Source organism: Butyrivibrio sp. (assembly GCF_017433805.1).
Taxonomy (GTDB): Bacteria; Bacillota; Clostridia; order Lachnospirales; family Lachnospiraceae; genus Butyrivibrio.
The window spans coordinates 1-20,019 of the sequence record NZ_JAFRGN010000072.1 but is presented as its reverse complement, the minus strand read 5'-3'; the positions used below and the strand labels follow the sequence as shown (position 1 = coordinate 20,019).

13 protein-coding genes and 1 tRNA gene are annotated in these 20,019 nt (G+C 42.9%); 3 read left to right on the top strand and 11 right to left on the bottom strand.

Annotated features, from left to right (window positions below; genetic code table 11):
* Positions 1-288: 288 nt before the first annotated feature.
* Positions 289-1,458 carry a toxic anion resistance protein gene (locus IJI01_RS14490; protein ID WP_292191994.1) on the bottom strand — a complete coding sequence of 390 codons (1,170 nt, stop codon included), beginning with the start codon at positions 1,456-1,458 and terminating at the stop codon, positions 289-291.
* A 26-nt stretch (positions 1,459-1,484) separates the two neighbouring features.
* The gene (locus IJI01_RS14485) at positions 1,485-2,705 is read right to left on the bottom strand and encodes a 5-bromo-4-chloroindolyl phosphate hydrolysis family protein (RefSeq protein ID WP_292191992.1); all 1,221 of its coding nucleotides are present in this window, start codon (positions 2,703-2,705) and stop codon (positions 1,485-1,487) included.
* 223 nt (positions 2,706-2,928) lie between these two features.
* On the opposite strand from IJI01_RS14485, the gene IJI01_RS14480 reads away from it, so the two are divergent.
* Positions 2,929-3,840, top strand: coding sequence for an AraC family transcriptional regulator (locus IJI01_RS14480; RefSeq protein WP_292191990.1), 912 nt, complete (start codon positions 2,929-2,931; stop codon positions 3,838-3,840).
* A gap of 74 nt (positions 3,841-3,914) precedes the next feature.
* Here the strand turns inward: IJI01_RS14480 and IJI01_RS14475 are convergent, their stop codons facing one another.
* The 4 genes from IJI01_RS14475 to IJI01_RS14460 all read right to left on the bottom strand — a co-directional run bounded on the left by IJI01_RS14475 (position 3,915) and on the right by IJI01_RS14460 (position 12,341).
* Positions 3,915-6,395 carry a glycogen/starch/alpha-glucan phosphorylase gene (locus IJI01_RS14475; protein WP_292191988.1) on the bottom strand — a complete coding sequence of 827 codons (2,481 nt, stop codon included), beginning with the start codon at positions 6,393-6,395 and terminating at the stop codon, positions 3,915-3,917.
* 176 nt (positions 6,396-6,571) lie between these two features.
* On the bottom strand, positions 6,572-7,912 hold the full coding sequence (locus tag IJI01_RS14470) for a flagellin (RefSeq protein WP_292191986.1): 1,341 nt from the start codon (positions 7,910-7,912) through the stop codon (positions 6,572-6,574).
* Between the two features lie 151 nt (positions 7,913-8,063).
* Entirely contained in the window at positions 8,064-11,255 is a 3,192-nt protein-coding gene (gene ileS / locus IJI01_RS14465) for an isoleucine--tRNA ligase (protein WP_292191983.1), read from the bottom strand.
* A gap of 399 nt (positions 11,256-11,654) precedes the next feature.
* The gene (locus tag IJI01_RS14460; RefSeq protein ID WP_292191981.1) at positions 11,655-12,341 is read right to left on the bottom strand and encodes an MIP/aquaporin family protein; all 687 of its coding nucleotides are present in this window, start codon (positions 12,339-12,341) and stop codon (positions 11,655-11,657) included.
* Positions 12,342-12,654: 313 nt separating this feature from the next.
* Between IJI01_RS14460 and IJI01_RS14455 the strand changes: the two genes are divergently transcribed.
* Positions 12,655-14,214, top strand: a complete 1,560-nt coding sequence (locus IJI01_RS14455) for a glycoside hydrolase family 28 protein (RefSeq protein WP_292191979.1) — start codon at positions 12,655-12,657, stop codon at positions 14,212-14,214.
* A gap of 269 nt (positions 14,215-14,483) precedes the next feature.
* Here IJI01_RS14455 and IJI01_RS14450 read toward each other — a convergent pair whose 3' ends face one another.
* The 4 genes from IJI01_RS14450 to IJI01_RS14435 all read right to left on the bottom strand — a co-directional run bounded on the left by IJI01_RS14450 (position 14,484) and on the right by IJI01_RS14435 (position 18,641).
* On the bottom strand, positions 14,484-15,566 hold the full coding sequence (locus IJI01_RS14450; RefSeq protein ID WP_292191976.1) for a threonine aldolase family protein: 1,083 nt from the start codon (positions 15,564-15,566) through the stop codon (positions 14,484-14,486).
* Positions 15,567-15,592: 26 nt separating this feature from the next.
* Complete coding sequence (locus IJI01_RS14445; protein ID WP_292191973.1) at positions 15,593-16,096, bottom strand: GAF domain-containing protein; 504 nt, start codon at positions 16,094-16,096, stop codon at positions 15,593-15,595.
* Positions 16,097-16,217: 121 nt separating this feature from the next.
* Complete coding sequence (locus IJI01_RS14440; RefSeq protein ID WP_292191971.1) at positions 16,218-17,294, bottom strand: GGDEF domain-containing protein; 1,077 nt, start codon at positions 17,292-17,294, stop codon at positions 16,218-16,220.
* Between the two features lie 90 nt (positions 17,295-17,384).
* Positions 17,385-18,641, bottom strand: a complete 1,257-nt coding sequence (locus IJI01_RS14435; protein ID WP_292191968.1) for a class I SAM-dependent rRNA methyltransferase — start codon at positions 18,639-18,641, stop codon at positions 17,385-17,387.
* Positions 18,642-18,775: 134 nt separating this feature from the next.
* On the opposite strand from IJI01_RS14435, the gene IJI01_RS14430 reads away from it, so the two are divergent.
* Positions 18,776-18,848: transfer RNA gene (locus IJI01_RS14430), tRNA-Gly, on the top strand.
* A 66-nt stretch (positions 18,849-18,914) separates the two neighbouring features.
* On the opposite strand, the gene IJI01_RS14425 is transcribed toward IJI01_RS14430, so the two are convergent.
* The coding region (locus IJI01_RS14425) for a GTP-binding protein (protein ID WP_292191965.1) at positions 18,915-20,019 on the bottom strand (1,105 nt) is incomplete at its 5' end.

Below are 20,019 nucleotides of genomic sequence, written 5' to 3'. Positions count from 1 at the left end.
TTTACTCTACCTGGAGCAAAGTAAGTCTTAACGTCATCTTTTTTACCAAATACTTTCTCAAAATTCTCAAGCACTGCCTGCTTCATGTTCTGATCAATCATATAACCCTCCTAAATGTGCATATGAAATATTCGCCGTTTTCTGCTATTACTATATAATCTTACCAATAATTATAAAATACCTCTTTGTTCATGATACCTGTCAAAATGTTATATTTTTATAAACAAAAATGGGGATTGACCACTTAGGCCGATCCCCATTATGAATTCATATCTTATTGGTAAATAATTACTGCTTAGCTGCCTGAAGGAGCTTATCCTTGAGCTGATTCTCGATCTGAGCAAGCTCTGCCTCAGCTTCCTGACGCTTAGCCTTACCTTCAGTCTGAATCTTAAGTACCTCATCAAGTGTAGAGATAAGTGACTCGTTAGTGTGCTTGAGAGTCTCGATATCAACGATTCCTCTCTCAGCCTCTTTAGCGCTCTCGATTGTAGCAACCTTAAGTGCATCTGCATTAGCCTTAAGAAGCTTGTTGGTCATATCGTTAACCTCTCTCTCTGCCTGAGCAGCCTGTGTAGAATGCTCGATACCGATGGCGATAACCATCTGGTTTTTCCAAAGAGGAATAGTATTAACTATTGTTGACTGGATCTTCTCAGCCATTACTGTATCAGATGACTGTACCATACGGATCTGTGGACCAGTCTGCATAGCAATTGTTCTTGTGAGCTCAAGATCATAGATCTTCTTCTCGAATCTGTCGCACTTGTTAGCGAAGTCCTTAGCCTTCTCAGCATCCTCAGGAAGTCCTGACTCCTCTGCCTTCTTCTGAAGAGCAACAAGTGTTGTGCTGCGCTCTTCCTCAAGTCTCTTCTTACCAGCAAGGATGTACATTGTAAGTTCCTTGTAGTAGTTAAGGTTGAGGTCATACATTCTGTCAAGGAGCTCAACGTCCTTCATAAGTGTAACCTGGTGTCTCTCGAGCTCGTTAGAAATAGTCTCAACGTTTGTCTCAACCTTGTTGTACTTGGCCTTCATGCCCTCGATCTTGTTGGCACTTCTCTTGAAAAGAGCCTTAAGTCCCTTCTCGTCCTCAGCAATCTCAAAGCTCTTGAGCTGAGTTACAAGGTCAGTGATCATATCGCCAACCTGGCCCATGTCCTTGGTACGAACGTTATCAATAGCCTTCTCTGAGAAATCAGCGAGCTTCTTCTGTGTACCAACACCATAGTTCATGATGCCAGTTGTGTTGCTGATATCGATCTGCTTACTAAAATCTTCAACCTGCTTGAGCTCTTCTGCTGTGAGCTGAGCCTCCATAGCAACGTTTCCGTTATCCTTAGCCTTCTCAGGTGCTGCCTCCTGTGCTGGTGCCTCAGCTGTAGCTGTTGCTGCCTCTGCTCCAAAAGAAAGTGAAGGAGCAGCAGGTGCTGCGTCAAAATTTAAATCCTCTCCCATTACAAAATCCTCCTAAAAAATACTTTTTATTTATCAAACTCAAGAACTGCTCCCTGCTGTGCCTGAGCCATCATTCCTCCTGCAGTTGCTACCTGCATTCCATCATCTGTAAGTCCATCCTGTGCCATCATGGTCTTCATAACAGAGATATCCGATGAAATATCCCATGCCATATCCTGGAAAAGACTGTCGAGAAGCTTCTCAAAAGCCTCGTTGATGGTATCCATTACTGCATCGATCTCATTCTTGGTCTGCTGAACATTTTCCCCATTTCCTGCCTGCTTATCAAGCTCAACATATGCTGCAAGGAGCTTTTTGGTTGTAGGCAGATAATAATTCATCAGTTTATGCAGATCATCTGCTGTTTCTGGATCTTTTTTTACCTGTTCAAAAATCTTGTTCATTATGCTCTCAAGTTTGTAGAGCTTATTGGACATTTCCTCTGTATCAGGAATCACATCGTTGATCTGTCTGACAAAGGCGATGTACTCTCTTCCCTCATCAAGAAGGCTCTGAACCTTATCTGGAGCCTTGGCAGCCGGAGCTGTTCTGGTAATTTCCTGTACCTGAGCCTCTCTGCGCTCCCTGGCGAGTCTATCCTGTTCAGCCCCGAGATACATCTGATATGCTGCATCAGTGATCATGAAGGTTGTGTTTGTTGCATCAAATTTGCCTCTTGGAACGTATCCAGCAGCAACCATATCCTTGAGGTTCTTGTGAACCTGCTCATCTGACTCAAGTGCTGCAGAAGCAAGATCGCTTACCTTGAAAAACTCTGCATTCTTGAGAATATTACCATATTTGTGCATTTCCTTGGCGAGCTTGAACTTCTTAAATCCGCTAAAGCCCCAAAGTCCTGTAATAATCGTAATTGCCAGCATTGTAATGATAAGCGGCAGTATATGTGAAAACAGACAGCCAAAGAATGCCCAGAAAAAGCAAAATGACAAAGATGTTCCGATTATTCCAGACACGAGGCCATTGTATTTGCTGATCCTCTTAGCCAGGAAAGGGAATGTACTAAACGCCTTGGTCTTCTCCCTGGTGTCATTTCCCATAACAATGTGAACTGTTCTGTCCTGGTTATTGCCACTGGCATATATTGTCCTGCGCTCAATGTTCACAGCCTTAACAGTTTTGGAAATCTCAGTCGCCAGTTTGCTGTAATCATTGGTATCAATAGCCTTGGTCACACTTTTCAATATATCGCTACCCGCATTTAATAATTCCTGCGTATTGTTATCCACAGCTTGCCTCCCAAATGCCACCTGAATTAGGCATCTATATCAAAAAATTAACAAAACATGCAAGTCCATTTTACAGTAACTCTACCCAAAATACAATTTTAATGAGGCATTTGTTTCATTTTTTCTCGTGAGTTTCCTTGCTTATATGCTGACTAAATTGATAATATGAAAATAAGAGTTTTGCTCTACCTGATAAATCTATAGAAACGGAATAAAGATTATTATGGAAAAAGCTTACAAGCTTCTCTTTAATACAGAAGAATCTGATGATCTATATGTATATTGCTGCGGATTGTCTCAGACAGAGCCTGGACACAGCTTTGGTCCTGCCCTTAAGCCCCACTTCATGATTCACTACGTACTTAGTGGCAAGGGCTCTTTTACCATCGGTGGCAAAAAATATCCTCTGAACGAGAGATACGGCTTTCTCATCGTTCCAGACGAGCTTGCCTACTATGTAGCAGATGAAAAAGACCCATGGACCTATGTGTGGATTGGCTTTGGCGGAAATCGCGCCGAGGAAATCGTCTCCCAGCTTGGTCTTTCACTCCAGCAGCCTATATTTAAGAGCGATAAGTCAAAAGACATTTATAACCTGGTAAAAGATATGATGGATCACAACACCTTCAGTGTAGAGGATTCACTTAGAAGAAATGGTCTTCTTTCTCTTTTCCTGTCAGTTATCGCATCCGGACTGTCTGTCACTCCAAAAAGCGACTCCAGTAGTGATAACAACTACGTTCACAAGGCTCAGGCCTTTGTTCGCAGCAACTACTATAACCCGATAAAAGTAACTGATATAGCAGATTATGTCTGCATCAACAGAAGTTACCTGTATACTTTGTTCCAGGAAAATCTTGGAATCTCACCTCAGCAGTATCTTTCAAGCTATCGAATCGCCAAGGCTTCAGAACTTCTGCAGTTGACAGACCTTCCAATAGAATCCATTTCTATTTCCTGTGGATATTCGGATCCTCTTGTTTTTTCCAAAGCGTTTAAACAGGAAAAAGGGGTATCACCTTCAAAATTCAGGAAGAACCTGCCAAAGAGTGGAAATGCCAGCGGTGAAGAACACCTCAAGCAGGTTGAGAAGCTCATCGAGAAACATCACCTGGATTCCAATGATCCAAATTAATGGACCACTAACCCCGTCCCCCTGGACCAAAAAAAGACTGAGACAATGTCCCAGTCTTTTTATATTTGTATGTATCACTTCACTTCTACATTCAACTTATCAAGATGCCATACTTCGTCGACATATTCCTGGATTGTACGGTCTGATGAGAACTTACCACAGCAAGCTGTGTTCATCAGTGCCATCTTAGCCCAGCGCTTCTTGTCAGCATAAGCATCTGAAATCTTCTTCTGTGCTTCCAGATAGGATTCAAAATCCTTGAGGATGAAGTACTGGTCTGCTCTGTTGCCACCAACCTTGTTAAGGAGGCAGTTGTACAGAGGTCTGAACAGCTCCTTATCCTTGGAGAAGGTTCCATCTACAAGCATATCCAGTGCCTTTTTAACATTAGGATCGCTGTTGTAGATATCCATTGGATTGTAATTGCCATTTTTCTCGTATTCCATAACTTCCTGAGAAGAAAGTCCAAAGATAAAGGCGTTTTCCTCACCAACTTCGTTGACGATCTCTACGTTAGCACCGTCCATTGTACCAACTGTAACAGCGCCGTTGAGCATCATCTTCATGTTACCAGTACCTGATGCCTCTTTACTTGCTGTAGAAATCTGCTCTGAAACATCTGCAGCTGCGAAGATAAGCTCAGCATTGGATACTCTGTAATCCTCGATAAATACAACCTTGATCTTGCCCTTGATATCAGGATCGTTGTTGATAACCTCAGCAACTGAGTTGATAAGCTTGATCGTAAGCTTAGCTGTGAGGTATCCGGCTGCTGCCTTGGCACCGAAGATGTATGTCTTAGGATAGAAGTCCTTGCTTGGATGGGACTTGATATCGTGATATCTGTACATAACAGTCAGGATGTTGAGGAGCTGACGCTTGTACTCGTGAAGTCTCTTAACCTGAACGTCAAAGATTGACTTAGGATCAACCTTAACGCCGTTGTGCTCAAGGATATACTCAGCAAGTCTCTGTTTATTCTTGAACTTGATGTCCATGAACTCAGCCTGAGCCTTTTTGTCATTCACAAAGTCTTTTAACTTATCCATCTGAGACAGATCAGTTATCCACTCATCGCCAATCTTCTCTGTTACCCAGTCAGCCAGAAGTGGATTAGCATGCATGAGGAATCTTCTCTGAGTGATACCATTTGTCTTGTTGTTGAACTTCTCAGGCATCATCTCATAGAAATCCTTGAGCTCACGCTGCTTGAGGATTTCTGTGTGAAGCTTGGCAACACCGTTTACTGAGTGACCGCCAACGATAGCCAGATGTGCCATCTTGACCTGATTATCATAGAGGATAGCCATGCTGCGAATCTTGGCCTGCACGTCAATGCCTGCAGAACCTGAGTAGGTGCGCATGATCTGATCCACAAATCTTCTGTTGATCTCATCAACGATCTGATAGATTCTAGGAAGAAGTCTCTGGAAAAGATCTACCGGCCACTTCTCAAGAGCCTCTGCCATGATGGTGTGGTTAGTATAACAGCAAGTTTTGGTTGTTACATCCCAGGCATCATCCCATGAAAGATAATAGTCATCCATGAGAATACGCATAAGCTCTGCAACTGCAACAGTTGGATGAGTATCATTCAACTGGAATACAGTCTTTTCATAGAGTCTCTTAATGTCGTCGTGGTTTCTGAGGTATCTTTGAACAGCAGTCTGAACAGATGCAGAGATAAAGAAATACTGCTGTTTAAGTCTCAGCTCTTTACCTGCAATGTGATTATCGTTAGGATAAAGGACTTCACAGAGCTGGCTGGCAAGGTTCTCCTGCTCAACAGCCTTCTGATAATCGCCCTTGTCAAAAGAGTCAAGTTGGAAGCACTGGATTGGCTCAGCATCCCAGATTCTAAGAGTATCAACGACGCCATTGCCATATCCGATAACTGGCAGATCATAAGGAACGGCTCTAACTACCTGATAGCCTTCCTGCTTGAATATAGTTCTGCCATATTCGTCAGTATACATATTTACATATCCGCCGAACTTAACCTCTTTTGCAAGCTCGTTTCTTCTGAGCTCGAAAGGATTACCGTTCTCAAGCCAGGTATCAGGAACTTCTCTCTGATATCCATCCTCGATCTTCTGGCGGAACATACCGTATTTATAGCGGATACCACAGCCATAAGCCATGTATCCAAGTGTAGCAAGGGAATCAAGAAAGCACGCTGCAAGTCTTCCAAGACCACCATTACCAAGAGCTGGGTCCGGTTCCTGATCTTCCACCAGGTTTACATCGATTCCGAGCTCATCCAAAGCCTCTTTTACAGGCTTGTAGGCCTGAAGGTTAATGAGGTTATTACCAAAAGCTCTACCCATCAGGAATTCCATGGACATGTAATAAACAATCTTAGGATCCTGCTCGGCTGCTGCCTTCTGTGTTGTCATCCAGTGGTCAACAATTGCATCCTTGATAGCATATGCTGCTGCCTGGTAGATTTCTTGAGGAGTAGCCTCTTCCATCGTCTTACGATAGAGAGTTTTAACATTGTACAGAACACTTCGTTTGAATAAGTCTTTGTCAAAAGATAACTGCTTTTTCTTCATAATGTCTCCTCCAATGCACGTATTTTTCTTATCATTATAGCAAAAACCCGCTTTCTGTATAGTAAAATCGACACTTAAAAAACATGTACGTATATATTTTACCGCATATTCGTACATGTTTTTATTAAATATGAATTAATTATTTTACCGATATTCATTTGTTATGCGCTTAGAACTTACTGGAGAAGTGTCAGAACGCCTTGATTTGTCTGGTTTGCCTGAGCCAGCATAGACTGTCCGGCCTGTGCCAGAATATTATTATTAGAATACTTGACCATCTCTGAAGCCATATCAGTATCTCTTACTCTGGATTCTGCTGCCTGAGTATTCTCTACAACGTTATCCAGGTTCTTGATGGTATGCTCAAGTCTGTTCTGGTAAGCACCCATACGGCTTCGCTCGGTACTGATGAATGTAAGGCCATTCTTAAAGCTTTCGATGGCATCAAGTGCCTCTCTATGTGACAGAACAGAAACATCCTCTACCATGCAGGTCTTGCTGCTGATATATGGCATCTCAAGCTTGATCTGGTTAGGGCTTTCGGTCTCTGAACCAACCTGAAGAATAATATCTGCTTCTGCATCCTGAGCCTGTGAAGACTGCTTGGCTACGCCTTTTCCAAAGTATCCTGAACTACCACCTGGATGTACAGAGGTTCTATTGTCGTATATTACCAACTTTCCATTATTTTCATTAGCAAGCTGCGTGTAATGATTATTAGGTTTTCCACCTGTCGCAGTAATAATAGAATTTATAATGTCATCGGCACTTGTAGCACCACTGATATCTACAGAATAGATGAAGTGCTGTCCGCTCGTTTCTGGCTGCGAACCCGATACGGGGCCATTTACGAACTGAATACTGTAGTGATTGTCACAAGTCTTACAAGTGAAATAAAAGCCTGTTCCGTCAAGCTCATCCTTCTTGGCATCTGAACCGTCAAAAGAGCTGAAATCAAGCCTGGTTGCTACTGGATAGTTTGTTGTTCCATCAGAATAAGAACCATTCATGTACTTTCCATCTGTTCCTTCTGTTCCTACCCATGCTGGAAGCTTGGTACCTTTTTGAATCTGCACGCCAAAATCAGCTCCTCCAGTGGATGAGCCTTTAAGTACGTACTTTTCATTAAATGTAGTCTTTCCATTTATGGCATCGATCTCTTCTATGATCGAATCGATTTCTGACTGGATATACTCTCTGTCTTCTGGTGTAAGAGTATCATTAGCTGCCTTAACTGCAAGTTCGTTACCTCTTTGCATCATGTCATGTACTTCTGCCATGGCACCATCAGCAACCTGAACTAGTGATACTCCATCCTGAGCATTAAGAGAAGCTTGAGTAAGGCCCCTGATCTGCCTTCTCATTTTCTCACTGATAGCAAGCCCTGCTGCATCATCTGCCGCACGGTTAATCTTATAGCCTGATGAAAGCTTTTCTGAGGACTTTGCCTGATTACCAACTGTGATACCAAGCTGCCTATTTGCATTCATAGATGAAAGATTATGCTGTACTACCATTGCCGATACCCTTTTTCCTGGTTTTGAAAATGAAATAATAATTCAGTCATTATCTATATCGACACAATTTAATTTTGAATTAGTATTTTTATGCAAAAAAAATTCCAGGAAGACTATTCTTCCTGGAATTTCTTGGTAACTTATATTATTATCATACCTTCTCAACGCCGATTGTAACCTTCTCGCCGTTGATATCCCACTCTTTAGCATTTGCTACATCTGAACCATATACGATCTCGTTAGCAAGAACTTTAGTTGAGATGCTGTCTGAGTTAGCCTTAACGATCTCAGCAAGCTTGTCATTGCCGTTAAGAGAAACCTTGATGTGATCCATAACTTCGAATCCGGAATCCTTACGCATTGTCTGAACCTTACTGATAACCTCAAGTACAAAGCCTTCTCTTACGAGCTCTTCTGAGAGGTTAGTATCAAGAACAACTGTGATTCCCCAGTTCTCCTGTGATACGAAGCCTTCCTTCTGAGCCATCTCGATAAGGAGGTCTTCCTTAACAAGCTCTACATCAACGTCGTTAACATTGAACTTGATCACGCCGTTTGTATTGAGCTCGTCCATAGTAGCATTTCCATCAAGAGTCTCAAGGTATCCCTTGATTGCTCCGATGTTCTTACCATACTTAGGTCCGAGAGTCTTGAGCTGTGGCTTGAATGTATAGCTTGTAAAGTCGCGAACGTCATCTGTGAATGCAACATTCTTGACATTGAGCTCTTCTCTGATGATGTCTGTGTAGAACTCACCAACAGTCTGCTCTGCCTTAACATACATCTGTCCGATAGGCTGACGGTTCTTGATGTTTGCTGCGTTTCTTGCAGCACGGCCGAGTACTACGATATCAAGAACTTCTTCCATATCTTTCTCAAGCTGAGGATCGATCATGCTCTCATCAACAGTTGGGAAGTCGCAGAGGTGAATTGACTCTGGAGCATCCTTGAAGCTATTGCGAACGAGGTTCTGGTAGATTTCCTCTGTCATGAATGGAACCATAGGAGCTGCTGCCTTACATACAGTAACAAGTGCTGTATAAAGTGTCATGTAAGCAGAGATCTTATCCTGCTCCATTCCCTTAGCCCAGAATCTCTCACGAGATCTACGTACATACCAGTTAGACATCTCGTCAACAAAGTTATCCAGGGCCTTACCAGCCTCAGGAATTCTGTAATTGTTAAGGTTCTCATCAACAGCCTTAACGCAGCTGTTGAGCTTGGAGAGAAGCCACTTATCCATTACTGTAAGCTTATCTGTCTCAAGCTTATAGTTAGCAGCATCAAATCCATCGATATTAGCATAAAGTGTAAAGAACGCATATGTGTTCCAAAGTGTACCAAGGAACTTACGCTGTCCTTCCATAACTGCATCACCAGAGAATCTGCTAGGAAGCCATGGTGCTGAGTTAGTGTAGAAGTACCATCTGATAGCGTCTGCGCCGTATTTCTCAAGAGCGTCGAAAGGATCAACAGCGTTGCCCTTAGACTTACTCATCTTCTGTCCGTTCTCATCCTGCACAAGGCCGAGTACTATAACATTTTTAAATGCAGGCTTATTGAAAAGAAGTGTTGCCTCTGCGTGAAGTGAGTAGAACCATCCTCTTGTCTGGTCTACAGCCTCAGAGATGAACTCTGCAGGGAACTGCTTCTCGAAGAGCTCCTTGTTCTCAAATGGGTAGTGGAGCTGAGCGAATGGCATAGCACCTGAATCGAACCAGCAGTCGATAACCTCTTTAACCCTGTGCATCTTCTTGCCGCACTTAGGACATGTGATTTCGAACTGATCGATATAAGGTCTGTGAAGCTCGCATGTCTCTGCGCTAGGATCTCCTGAAAGCTCAGCAAGCTCTTTTCTTGATCCTACAGAGAGCTGGTGACCACAGTCATCACACTCCCAGATATTAAGAGGAGTTCCCCAATATCTGTCACGTGAGATACCCCAGTCCTGAATGTTCTCAAGCCAGTCACCGAAACGTCCCTTACCGATTGACTCTGGAACCCAGTTGATCTCTTTATTGTTGCGGATAAGGTCTTCCTTAACCTCTGTAACCTTGATAAACCATGAAGAACGAGCGTAGTAGATAAGAGGAGTTGAACATCTCCAGCAGTGTGGATAATCATGCTCCATCTTAGGTGCGCTGAAGAGAAGTCCTCTCTTATCAAGATCCTTGAGTACCTCTGGATCTGCACTGATTGCACCCTCATCCATTTCCTTCTGAGTTGGCTTACATCTCATGCCAGCAAAAGGAGTCTCAGGCTTAAGCTTACCTTCTGAATCTACCATCTGTACAAGTGGAGCATCATACTTACGTCCAACTCTTGCGTCGTCTTCACCGAATGCAGGAGCGATATGTACGATACCTGTACCATCTGTCATAGTTACATATGAATCACAGTAGATAAAGAAGCACTTCTTGTGCTGCTTCTCAGCCTCGTCAGCTGCGCACTGGTAAAGTGGCTCGTACTCTTTGTGCTCAAGATCTGTACCTACATAAGTCTCAAGTACTTCGTATGCACTCTGACCTTCTTCCTTGGCAAGTGATCCAAGAACGTTGTCAGCAAGTGCAGCTGCAAGATAATATGTATAGCCATCTGCTGCCTTAACCTTGATGTACTTCTCATCTGGGTTAACGCAAAGACCGATGTTTGAAGGAAGTGTCCAAGGTGTTGTTGTCCAAGCAAGGAAATATGCATCCTCACCTACTACCTTGAAACGAACTACTGCAGAACGCTCTTTAAGAGTCTTGTAGCCCTGAGCTACCTCGTGTGATGAAAGAGGTGTTCCACAACGTGGGCAGTAAGGTACTACCTTGAAGCCCTTGTAAAGAAGGCCCTTCTTCCAGATCTCGTTAAGAGCCCACCACTCTGACTCGATGAAATTGTCATCGTATGTGATGTATGGGTGCTCCATATCAGCCCAGAATCCAACTGTGCCTGAGAAGTCTTCCCACATTCCCTTATACTTCCATACGGATTCCTTACACTTCTTGATGAAAGGCTCCATACCATACTCTTCGATCTGCTCTTTGCCATCGAGACCAAGCATCTTCTCAACTTCGAGCTCAACTGGAAGACCATGTGTGTCCCAACCAGCCTTACGAGGAACAGTATATCCCTTCATTGTACGGTATCTAGGAATCATATCCTTGATAGCACGTGTGAGCACGTGTCCAATGTGTGGCTTACCATTAGCTGTTGGAGGGCCATCATAGAACATATACATGTCACCCTTGCTGCGGGTATCAACACTCTTCTGGAAGATGTCTTCTTTTTTCCAGAATTCTTCAATCTTCTTTTCTCTGCCGACAAAGTTCATGTCAGTTTCGACTTTGTTATACATTTTGAGCTCCTTTCTTAATACAAAAAGACCTCGTCCCTGTAAAAAGGACGAGGCCGATTAATCATATCTCGTTATACCACCTGTTTACACATACGCGCCAAAGCTAGTCGCTTCAGTTGAATACGCTTCCCGTTAACGCCAGGAATCACGGCAAAAATCTACTGAATAACGTTTCGATTCTGCAGCTCAGAAGTGATTTTCGAATAGATGCTACTTGCACCGACTTGCACCAACCGTCGGCTCTCTGAAGGCTTCGCGTACTACCTACTGTCTTCGTCACAGCTTTTAATATATTAACGTTCACATAATACTATTAATATATACATTATGCAAGAAAAAAATCCCTGACCATATCTAGTGGCCAGGGATTAACGAGTCTACAATATCTACTACTATTTATCAGTCCTCAAGTGCCTTGTAAACAAATGCTGCAAGAGCTGCACCTACAAGTGGTCCAACGATGAATACCCAAAGAGCTGCTATAGGAGCTGAGTTGCCTGTGAATGCAGCAACAAGAGCTGGTCCAAAGCTTCTAGCTGGGTTAACTGATGTTCCTGTAAGTCCAATGCCAAGAATATGAACTACTACAAGTGTAAGGCCGATTACAAGTCCGCCAAAAGAGCCATGACTTGCCTTCTTGGATGTAACACCAAGAATTGCGATAACAAAGATAAATGTGAGAACGATCTCAACGATAAGTCCTGCAACTGGATTTCCGCCTACGCCTGCAAGGCCGTTAGAGCCAAAGCCACCTGTCTTATCCTCTACTCCGCCAAGATTAAAGATAAGTGCAAGGATTCCAGCACCAGCAAAAGCGCCGAGGCACTGAGATATAACATAAGCAACAAATTCACTAACTTCCATTCCGCCACTTAGCAGAACTCCGAGAGAAACTGCTGGGTTAATGTGACAACCTGAGATGTTTCCAATGGAATAAGCCATAGCCACGATAGTGAGACCAAATGCAAGCGCTGTCAAAAGATATCCTGATCCGCTTGCTGCGTCACATCCAACCAGCATAGCTGTTCCACAGCCGAGAACTACAAGTGTTGCTGTTCCAATACATTCTGCTACATACTTCTTCATACCACGCCTCCTGATATTTGATTATTTGAGATGTCTATGCATCCCTATTTATCTGTTGTCACCCCATTTTCGACAACAAATTTGCGATACAATATTATTATAATCACTCTACAGGAAAAGTGTTAGATTTTTAATGAATTTTAGCACTGTATCTGACACAATTTTGATGATAGTCAGTTAATTCATATCTTAGTTGAATATGCATGATTTTGGGTAGTTTTATATTAGATACAAAAACTCTATGACTGTATGATTTCATTATAAGTATCTGAGACTTCAATAACCTGTTACTCACTAATTGGAGGCAATCTGCATGATGAATTTTGATTTTCTTTTGGACTACCGGGCAACTGATACAGAGGCTGAGATTTTCTGGGATATGCCACTGGATGCTGATCTTAGCGCCACTTACCAGTTTCTTATCAACGGCTCTTTGTATAAAGAAATAGACAAGACTCACATTTCTCTCACTGACCTGGCGCCAGATTCTGAGATAGATGTTGAGATAATGATCAAATATCCCGAAGGTCACGCTAAAGGCTCTGCGCCTATAAGTCTTGGCAAGCTTTCAGTTCATACCAATCCTGTCAAAAGACATATCGACGTAACCAAAGCTCCCTACAATGCTATAGGTGATGGAGAAACTCTCAACACTGTAGCACTTCAGGATGCGCTTGATGCCTGCGATGACAAGTCTATCGTGTACTTCCCTGCTGGAACCTACTTAACTGGAGCCCTTAACGTCCACTCCGGCACTGAAATCTATCTGGAGGAGGGAGCTCTTTTACAGGGAACAGAGGATCCTGTGGATTACCTCCCCAAGATTCATAGCCGCTTTGAGGGTTATGAGATGGAATGCTACAGGAGCCTTCTGAATCTGGGCGAGCTTGATCATAACGCCGGCTACAACTGCGAGAATGTTATTATCCGCGGAAGAGGCTCTATCATGGGCGGAGGCTTTCCTCTTGCCAAGGCTATTGCCAAGATAGAGGGAGAAAGACTCAAAGAATACATTGCATCTCTTGGAGATAAGATAAAAGATTATGAGAAACCTGAAACAATCGCATTTCGCTTCAGGGGCAGACTTATCAACATGAGTAACTGTCGTAATATCTGGATTCATGGCCTTACACTAGGCTATGCTCCTTCATGGAACATCCATTTTGTGTATTCAGATCAGATTGTAACTGACCACTGCACCATCAAATCCGAGGGAATCTGGAATGGTGATGGTTGGGATCCCGACTCATCAACCAATTCAACACTCTATGCCTGCGATTTCTACACAGAGGATGATTCCGTTGCCATTAAATCAGGCAAAAACCCTGAGGGTAACGTAATCAACAGACCTACCAAGCACATCAGAGTATTTGACAGCATTACTCACTTTGGACACGGTCTTTGCATCGGAAGTGAAATGTCAGGCGGCGTAGAAGACGTCCGTCTCTGGGACTGCGAGATGGGCCCAACCTGGTCAGGAATCGAGATAAAGGCCACCAAGAAGCGTGGCGGATATGTGAGAAATATTCTTGTCCGCGATATCACTGCCTCTCACATTCAGATGCACTCCGTTGGCTATAACGACGACGGCGAAGGCTCCAAGGTTCCACCACAGCTCGGTGACTGCCGTTTCGAGCGTATGCACCTCCTCGGCCGCTACCTCGACAACAACGCCGGTCACAACGAATGGCACGACTGCCCATCAATTTTGCTCTGTGGATTCGATGTTCCTGGATATGAGATTAAAAATGTGGAATTCAAAGATATAGAGATGGAAGAACCCGCTGAAGGTATTGAAGATATCCATCAAGAATTCTGCGAGAATATAAAACTTGTAAATATAAGAACCGTACCAATAAAAACTCAATATTAAACTTGACCAACTTGCTTATTCCAAGAACAAGCAATAACATATGTGAACTGAATGAAGTATCTATATATATGACATTAGTCCGAAAATATGCAGTTCTCGGACGAGGAGATGATTTTCATAATAAAAAAATAGGGGTATAGCTTTCCGTTATGGGGCAACATGTCTGAGGCGCTTCGCGCCGAGTTTTGCCCCAGGAAAGATATATCTCCTATTTTTATTATTGAAAATCACGACGCAGACGAAAACAAATATTTTCGGACTATGTCATCTTATAAGTACTTCATCAGTTCTGCGATATCTTCCTGGGTTGTGGCCCAGTCGGTTGCGAGACGAATTACCGTGTGGCTATCGTCAAGCTTCTCCCAGAAGCCGTATCGTACGTGCTCAGATAGCTCTTTTAACCTATCATCCTCCATGACAATGAACTGCTGATTGGTTGGAGAATCAATATAAAGCTTATAGCCCTTCTCCACAAGTCCCTTGCGGAGCTCTTCAGCCATATCAATGGCATTCTTACTGATATCCATATAGAGATTGTCAGTAAAGAGCGTATCAAACATAAGTCCCAGGAGCCATCCCTTAGCAAGAAGTGCTCCATGCTGCTTGATGATTGGTACTGGGTGCTTAGTTGGAACCTTGTGAGGAAATACAACTGCTTCTCCAAACAGCGCACCAACCTTGGTTCCGCCGATGTAGAATACATCAACAAGTCTTGCGATATCCTGAAGTGTCACATCAGTTCTACGGCTCATAAGTCCATAGCCAAGTCTTGCTCCATCAAGGAAAAGAGGAATCTCATATTCCTTGCAGATTCCTGAAAGCTCCTCAAGCTCAGCCTTGGAATAAAGTGTTCCATACTCTGTTGGATGTGAAATATACACAGCACCAGGGAATACCATGTGCTCGTGGTTGTCATCAGCATAGAAATCAGCAAGGAGCTTTTTGAGATCCTCAGCCTTTATCTTGCCAACCTGATCAGAATAAACAGCGCCATCACCTTCTGTATTTCCAGCCTCTGTAAAGCTTGGAAGAGTCAGAACCTTGTGCCCTGAAAACTCAATCGCACCAGCCTCATGAGCTGCCACATGTCCAGTCTGAGCTGCCACAACTCCCTCGTAGGGCTTAAGCAGCATATCTATGATTGTCTGATTGGTCTGTGTTCCGCCAACAAGGAAGAATACATCTGCTTCAGGTGCAGCGCAGGCTGATCTGATCTTATCAGCTGCGCTCTTGCAGTAACCATCAGTACCATAACCATCTAACTGTTCGAAATTAGTTTCACTAAGACGCTCCAAAATCCTTGGATGCGCTCCTTTGGTATAATCACTTGAAAAAGAAATCTTTCCAGCCATCTCTAATCTTCTCTTTCTATAATTATTTACTGCTCCTTGAACTGTTCCTCACGAAGTCCGTTAAATCTGCAGAAATCTGTCTTTTCCTCAATGGCCTTAACGAATTTCTCAAGACCAACCTGATCCTCAAATTTGAATCTGTCAAAGCTTGTGCTGTCTATATCAAGAACGCCTATAACCTTGCCATTGCAGTGCATAGGAATAACAATCTCTGAGTTAGATGCAGCGTCGCAGGCAATGTGGCCTGAAAACTCATGAACATTAGCTACAAGCTGAGTCCTGTCCTCTTTAGCTGCTGTTCCGCAAACACCCTTACCGAGAGGAATTCTGATACATGCAACCTTACCCTGGAATGGTCCCAGCATAAGAGAGCCTTTATCCATCAGGTAGAAGCCTGCCCAGTTGATATCCTCTAAATTCTCATATAAAAGAGCTGAAGCATTAGATAACACCGGCATAAAAAAATTCTCATCATCTGCCAGTGAGTTAAGCTGTTTAGTAAGTAAATCGTAATCTGTTAATCCTGCCATTTCTATCATCTCCTATATACAAAGTTTCCTATTCTGCTGATTAATGCAAAAAGGTATGAGGTCGTCCTTGACCTCATACCCACGATTCTAACACCATCTTATCTTGTATACAATGTATTTTTTAGTAAACTACTTTGTTTCTTCCAGTTTCCTTGGCGTGATACAATCTGTCATCAGCTGCATCAATAAGCTGCTCAGATGACATGCCCTTTTTATAGGACGAAGCACCAATTGAAATAGTATATTTAATGGTCTTGTCTCCAGCCATAAACTCATTGTCTTCAACCTGCTGCCTGATTTTTTCCAGCAGCTTGCCAAACTCGTTATACGACATATTTTCTGGTGCTATGAGCAGAAATTCTTCTCCGCCCCATCTACCATATAAAAGTCCTGAACCTTCATAGCTAGTAAAAATATTCGCCAGCTCTATTAAAGCTATATCTCCAACTTCATGACCATGCGTGTCATTGATCTTCTTGAAAAAGTCTATGTCTACCATGGCTACATTTAAATGGTTCTCTGGAAGATCCTGTTCTCTTTCAATCTCTGCATCAATAATTCTCTGCAATCTCTGCCTGTTGAAAATACCAGTCAAAAAATCATGATTTGCAGCCATCTGAAGTTCATGGTTCTTGTCCATCATTCTTTTGTTAAAAATGGATGCATATATGATGATGGCAGAAAATCCAAGCGCTCCATTAAAATAGTACAGCGCACGTGCCACCTCTGGCGGAGCATTATACCTGGCCGAAAGAAGTCCCAGATCATCAAGCGCTGTAAGTACCAAGAACGTAGCAATTACAACGCCGCTGAAAAAGACAATCTGTTTCTTTTGAAGTCCTGAAAGTCCCGGCAGAAAAAACGGGAAATACACACTGGATAATGATCCAAAGAGCCATAGCTGGTATCCACAATCCAGTCCCATGAAAATCGAGGAAAAAATAACATGGAGATATACTTCAGTAACAATTATCCAGATTACTGTAAGAGAAACACCTTTTAGTCCAAGGATTATGCACAGCACATATACCAGAATACTGCCGATATTAACGATGATCATCGGCAAACACCCCAGCCATAGGTACATAACTTCAAAGGCCAAATGTGTCGCCAAAAGCCAGACAATAATAATCAAAAACTGCCTCTTGGTAATAAACTCAGCCTCACTTAATCTCTTGTATGTCCTATCGCGCGTCATAGGTTGTCCATTTTCAGTCTTCATACTATGATTGTAATTCCGCGCATAATAGTATGCAAATTAAGAAACAATAAACATATTAACTGTTGATTAAATTTCGTCGCACACCTGAAAAATCACGAATTTCAAATAGTAGGACGCTGCGCCTCCCCAAAGGATAGGATGATCTGCAGCCTGCTGTCTGAACTCAACCTGACGAAGTCTCTTGTGTGCATCCCTTGCTGCGTCTGCTATTGTCTTAAGGAATAGCTCCTCATCCATGAAATGTGAGCATGAACAGGTTGCGAGGTAGCCTCCGTCCTTAACCAGCTTCATTCCGCGCATGTTGATCTCTTTATAACCAGTAGCAGCCTTCTTAATAGAAGCTCTGGACTTGGTAAATGCTGGAGGATCAAGGATTACAACATCGAACTTCTCTCCCTTTTTCTCAAGGTCAGGAAGAAGCTCAAATACATCTGCGCACTGGAAGCTTGCGATCTTCTCAAGCCCGTTAAGTGCTGCATTTTCCTCAGCCTGCTTGCAGCCAAGGTCTGATGCATCTACTCCAAGAACTGATGAAGCGCCGCCAGCTGCTGCATTCAGGGCAAAAGAGCCTGTGTGGGTAAAGCAGTCTAATACTTTTTTACCCTTACAAAGTCCTCTGATGGACTGTCTGTTAAACTTCTGGTCAAGGAAAAAGCCTGTCTTCTGGCCGTTTTCCACATCTACATAATACTTAACGCCGTTCTCTTCGATGAGAACCTTGGTATCAAATTCAGCGCCGATAAAGCCCTTTGTACGCTCAAGGCCTTCGAGCTCACGAACCTTGGCATCACTTCTCTCATAGATTCCCTTAAGCTGAACACCATCCTCAGCGAGAACTTTCTTACATTTATCAAGGATGATGTCCTTCATACGATCTGTGCCAAGTGCAAGCGACTCGATAACAAGGACATCAGCGAATTTATCGATTGTGATTCCTGGAAGGAAATCTGCCTCACCAAAGATAAATCTGCAGGAGAGCTGAGTGTAATTGGTTTTATACTCATCAATATAATCTGCCATTACAGATTTTCTGTACTCCCAGGCATCTCTTACTCTTCTCTCGATCAGCTCTTCAGTTACTGGATGATCCTTTTTTCTGGACATCATGCGAACTCTGATCTTGGATTTCTCATTTATAAAGCCATAGCCCAAAAAGAATCCGTCAAAATCAAGGACCTCTATGACGTCTCCGTTTTCAAACTTGCCCTCCACCTTATCTATCTCGTTGTCATATATCCAAAGGCCGCCAGCCTTAAACTCTCTGCCCTGGCCTTTTCTCAGTATTACTCTTGCGTCTGCGACTGCGATTTTTGTATTTCCCATTCAATCAATCTCCAATAATTTCTATACTAAAAAACTAGCATCAAAATTTTAGACCAAATATGTTGACAACACAACACATTTAGTCTAAAATCAATTTTGTTGTCGCACCAAAACAAATGAATACGATAATTTATGCGATAGTAGCTTAGTTGGTAAAGCGCCACCTTGCCAAGGTGGAGACCGCGGGTTCGAGCCCCGTCTATCGCTCTTTTTATGCCCAAAACCTCAGATTTTATCTGAGGTTTTTCTTATATCTACACTCGAAGTGGTCTTTTAAGCTAGTGCTTTTTTGCCAAATGCACTTACTACCATGTTCAGGATTTCTTTTTTATCTGCGTTCTTGGAAACATCAGCTACTGTTGATGTTACCTTATCAAGTGCTGAGCTTGTGAGCTTTTCATCCAGTACGTCTTTTACCCAGTCAAGATCATCAAGTGTTTTCTTGCCGGAATAAATCTGCTCGAAAACAAAGGCAGAAGCTTCACCAAGCGCAAATACTATGGCACCGGAGACAAAGCCGTTTACTACTGCTGCACCGATGTTAACGCCAGGAATAACCTTAAGAGTCGAGGCTATCATCTTGCCTGTAATGCTCACCGTTCCAATATCAACCATGAGCTTTAGCATTTCTTTGGCCTTCTTGGTCTTCTTGATACCCCATATTTTGAAAATGGATTCGATCTCAAGAGATTCAGTAGGCTTTAAAAGCATTACATCTACTACCGGAGATGCTACACTTCCTACCGTAATTCCGGTAAGTGTTGCTACGCTGACAACTGCATGGGACATAGCTCTTTTCCTAGTGAGGTTATAACGAGCAATGTCCTTCTCAGCGGCCTGAAGGCCCTCTGGTAAAAGACCGTTCGTAAGCTCGATAAGCTCTGTGATTCCCATAGGAACTATCAGCTCGCCTTCCTCAGCGGTCTTGGGCTTAGCAACAACGGAGACAACATCTACAAGTCTTGTGGCATATTTTTTCTTGGATAAAAAGGCTTTCTCTACGATTGCCTCTGTTTCATTAACATCATCTGCTGTGTAGGATTGGGTGATTACCACAACTATAGGCACATTTTTCCACACACTTACAGAGTCCATGAAGGCCTCGATAGTCTTAGGAAAAAGCTTGGCTGTAAGTCTGTCCAGACAGAACCATATAACGCTGATCTGGTTATCTTTTCCAGCTTTGATAGTATCTCCAGACCATTTTCTAAGAGCACTGACAGCCTTGCGCTCTTTAAAAACGCCTGGTTCAATGCCAACAGTGTCAATCAATCTGAATGGGATACTTTTGTTCTCGTAAACCTTAAAATCCGCATCATTCTTTGTCTTGGATGGTACAGGCTTCTTCATGGCCGTTTCACCCAAAATAGCTTTTATC

Coding starts and splice junctions, on each gene's coding strand:
- IJI01_RS14480 (WP_292191990.1), top strand. CDS start 2,929: ATGGAAAAAGCTTACAAGCTTCTCTTTAATACAGAAGAATCTGATGAT.
- IJI01_RS14470 (WP_292191986.1), bottom strand. CDS start 7,912: ATGGTAGTACAGCATAATCTTTCATCTATGAATGCAAATAGGCAGCTT.
- IJI01_RS14490 (WP_292191994.1), bottom strand. CDS start 1,458: ATGGGAGAGGATTTAAATTTTGACGCAGCACCTGCTGCTCCTTCACTT.
- IJI01_RS14445 (WP_292191973.1), bottom strand. CDS start 16,096: ATGGCAGGATTAACAGATTACGATTTACTTACTAAACAGCTTAACTCA.
- IJI01_RS14455 (WP_292191979.1), top strand. CDS start 12,655: ATGATGAATTTTGATTTTCTTTTGGACTACCGGGCAACTGATACAGAG.
- IJI01_RS14450 (WP_292191976.1), bottom strand. CDS start 15,566: ATGGCTGGAAAGATTTCTTTTTCAAGTGATTATACCAAAGGAGCGCAT.
- IJI01_RS14475 (WP_292191988.1), bottom strand. CDS start 6,395: ATGAAGAAAAAGCAGTTATCTTTTGACAAAGACTTATTCAAACGAAGT.
- ileS (WP_292191983.1), bottom strand. CDS start 11,255: ATGTATAACAAAGTCGAAACTGACATGAACTTTGTCGGCAGAGAAAAG.
- IJI01_RS14440 (WP_292191971.1), bottom strand. CDS start 17,294: ATGACGCGCGATAGGACATACAAGAGATTAAGTGAGGCTGAGTTTATT.
- IJI01_RS14460 (WP_292191981.1), bottom strand. CDS start 12,341: ATGAAGAAGTATGTAGCAGAATGTATTGGAACAGCAACACTTGTAGTT.
- IJI01_RS14435 (WP_292191968.1), bottom strand. CDS start 18,641: ATGGGAAATACAAAAATCGCAGTCGCAGACGCAAGAGTAATACTGAGA.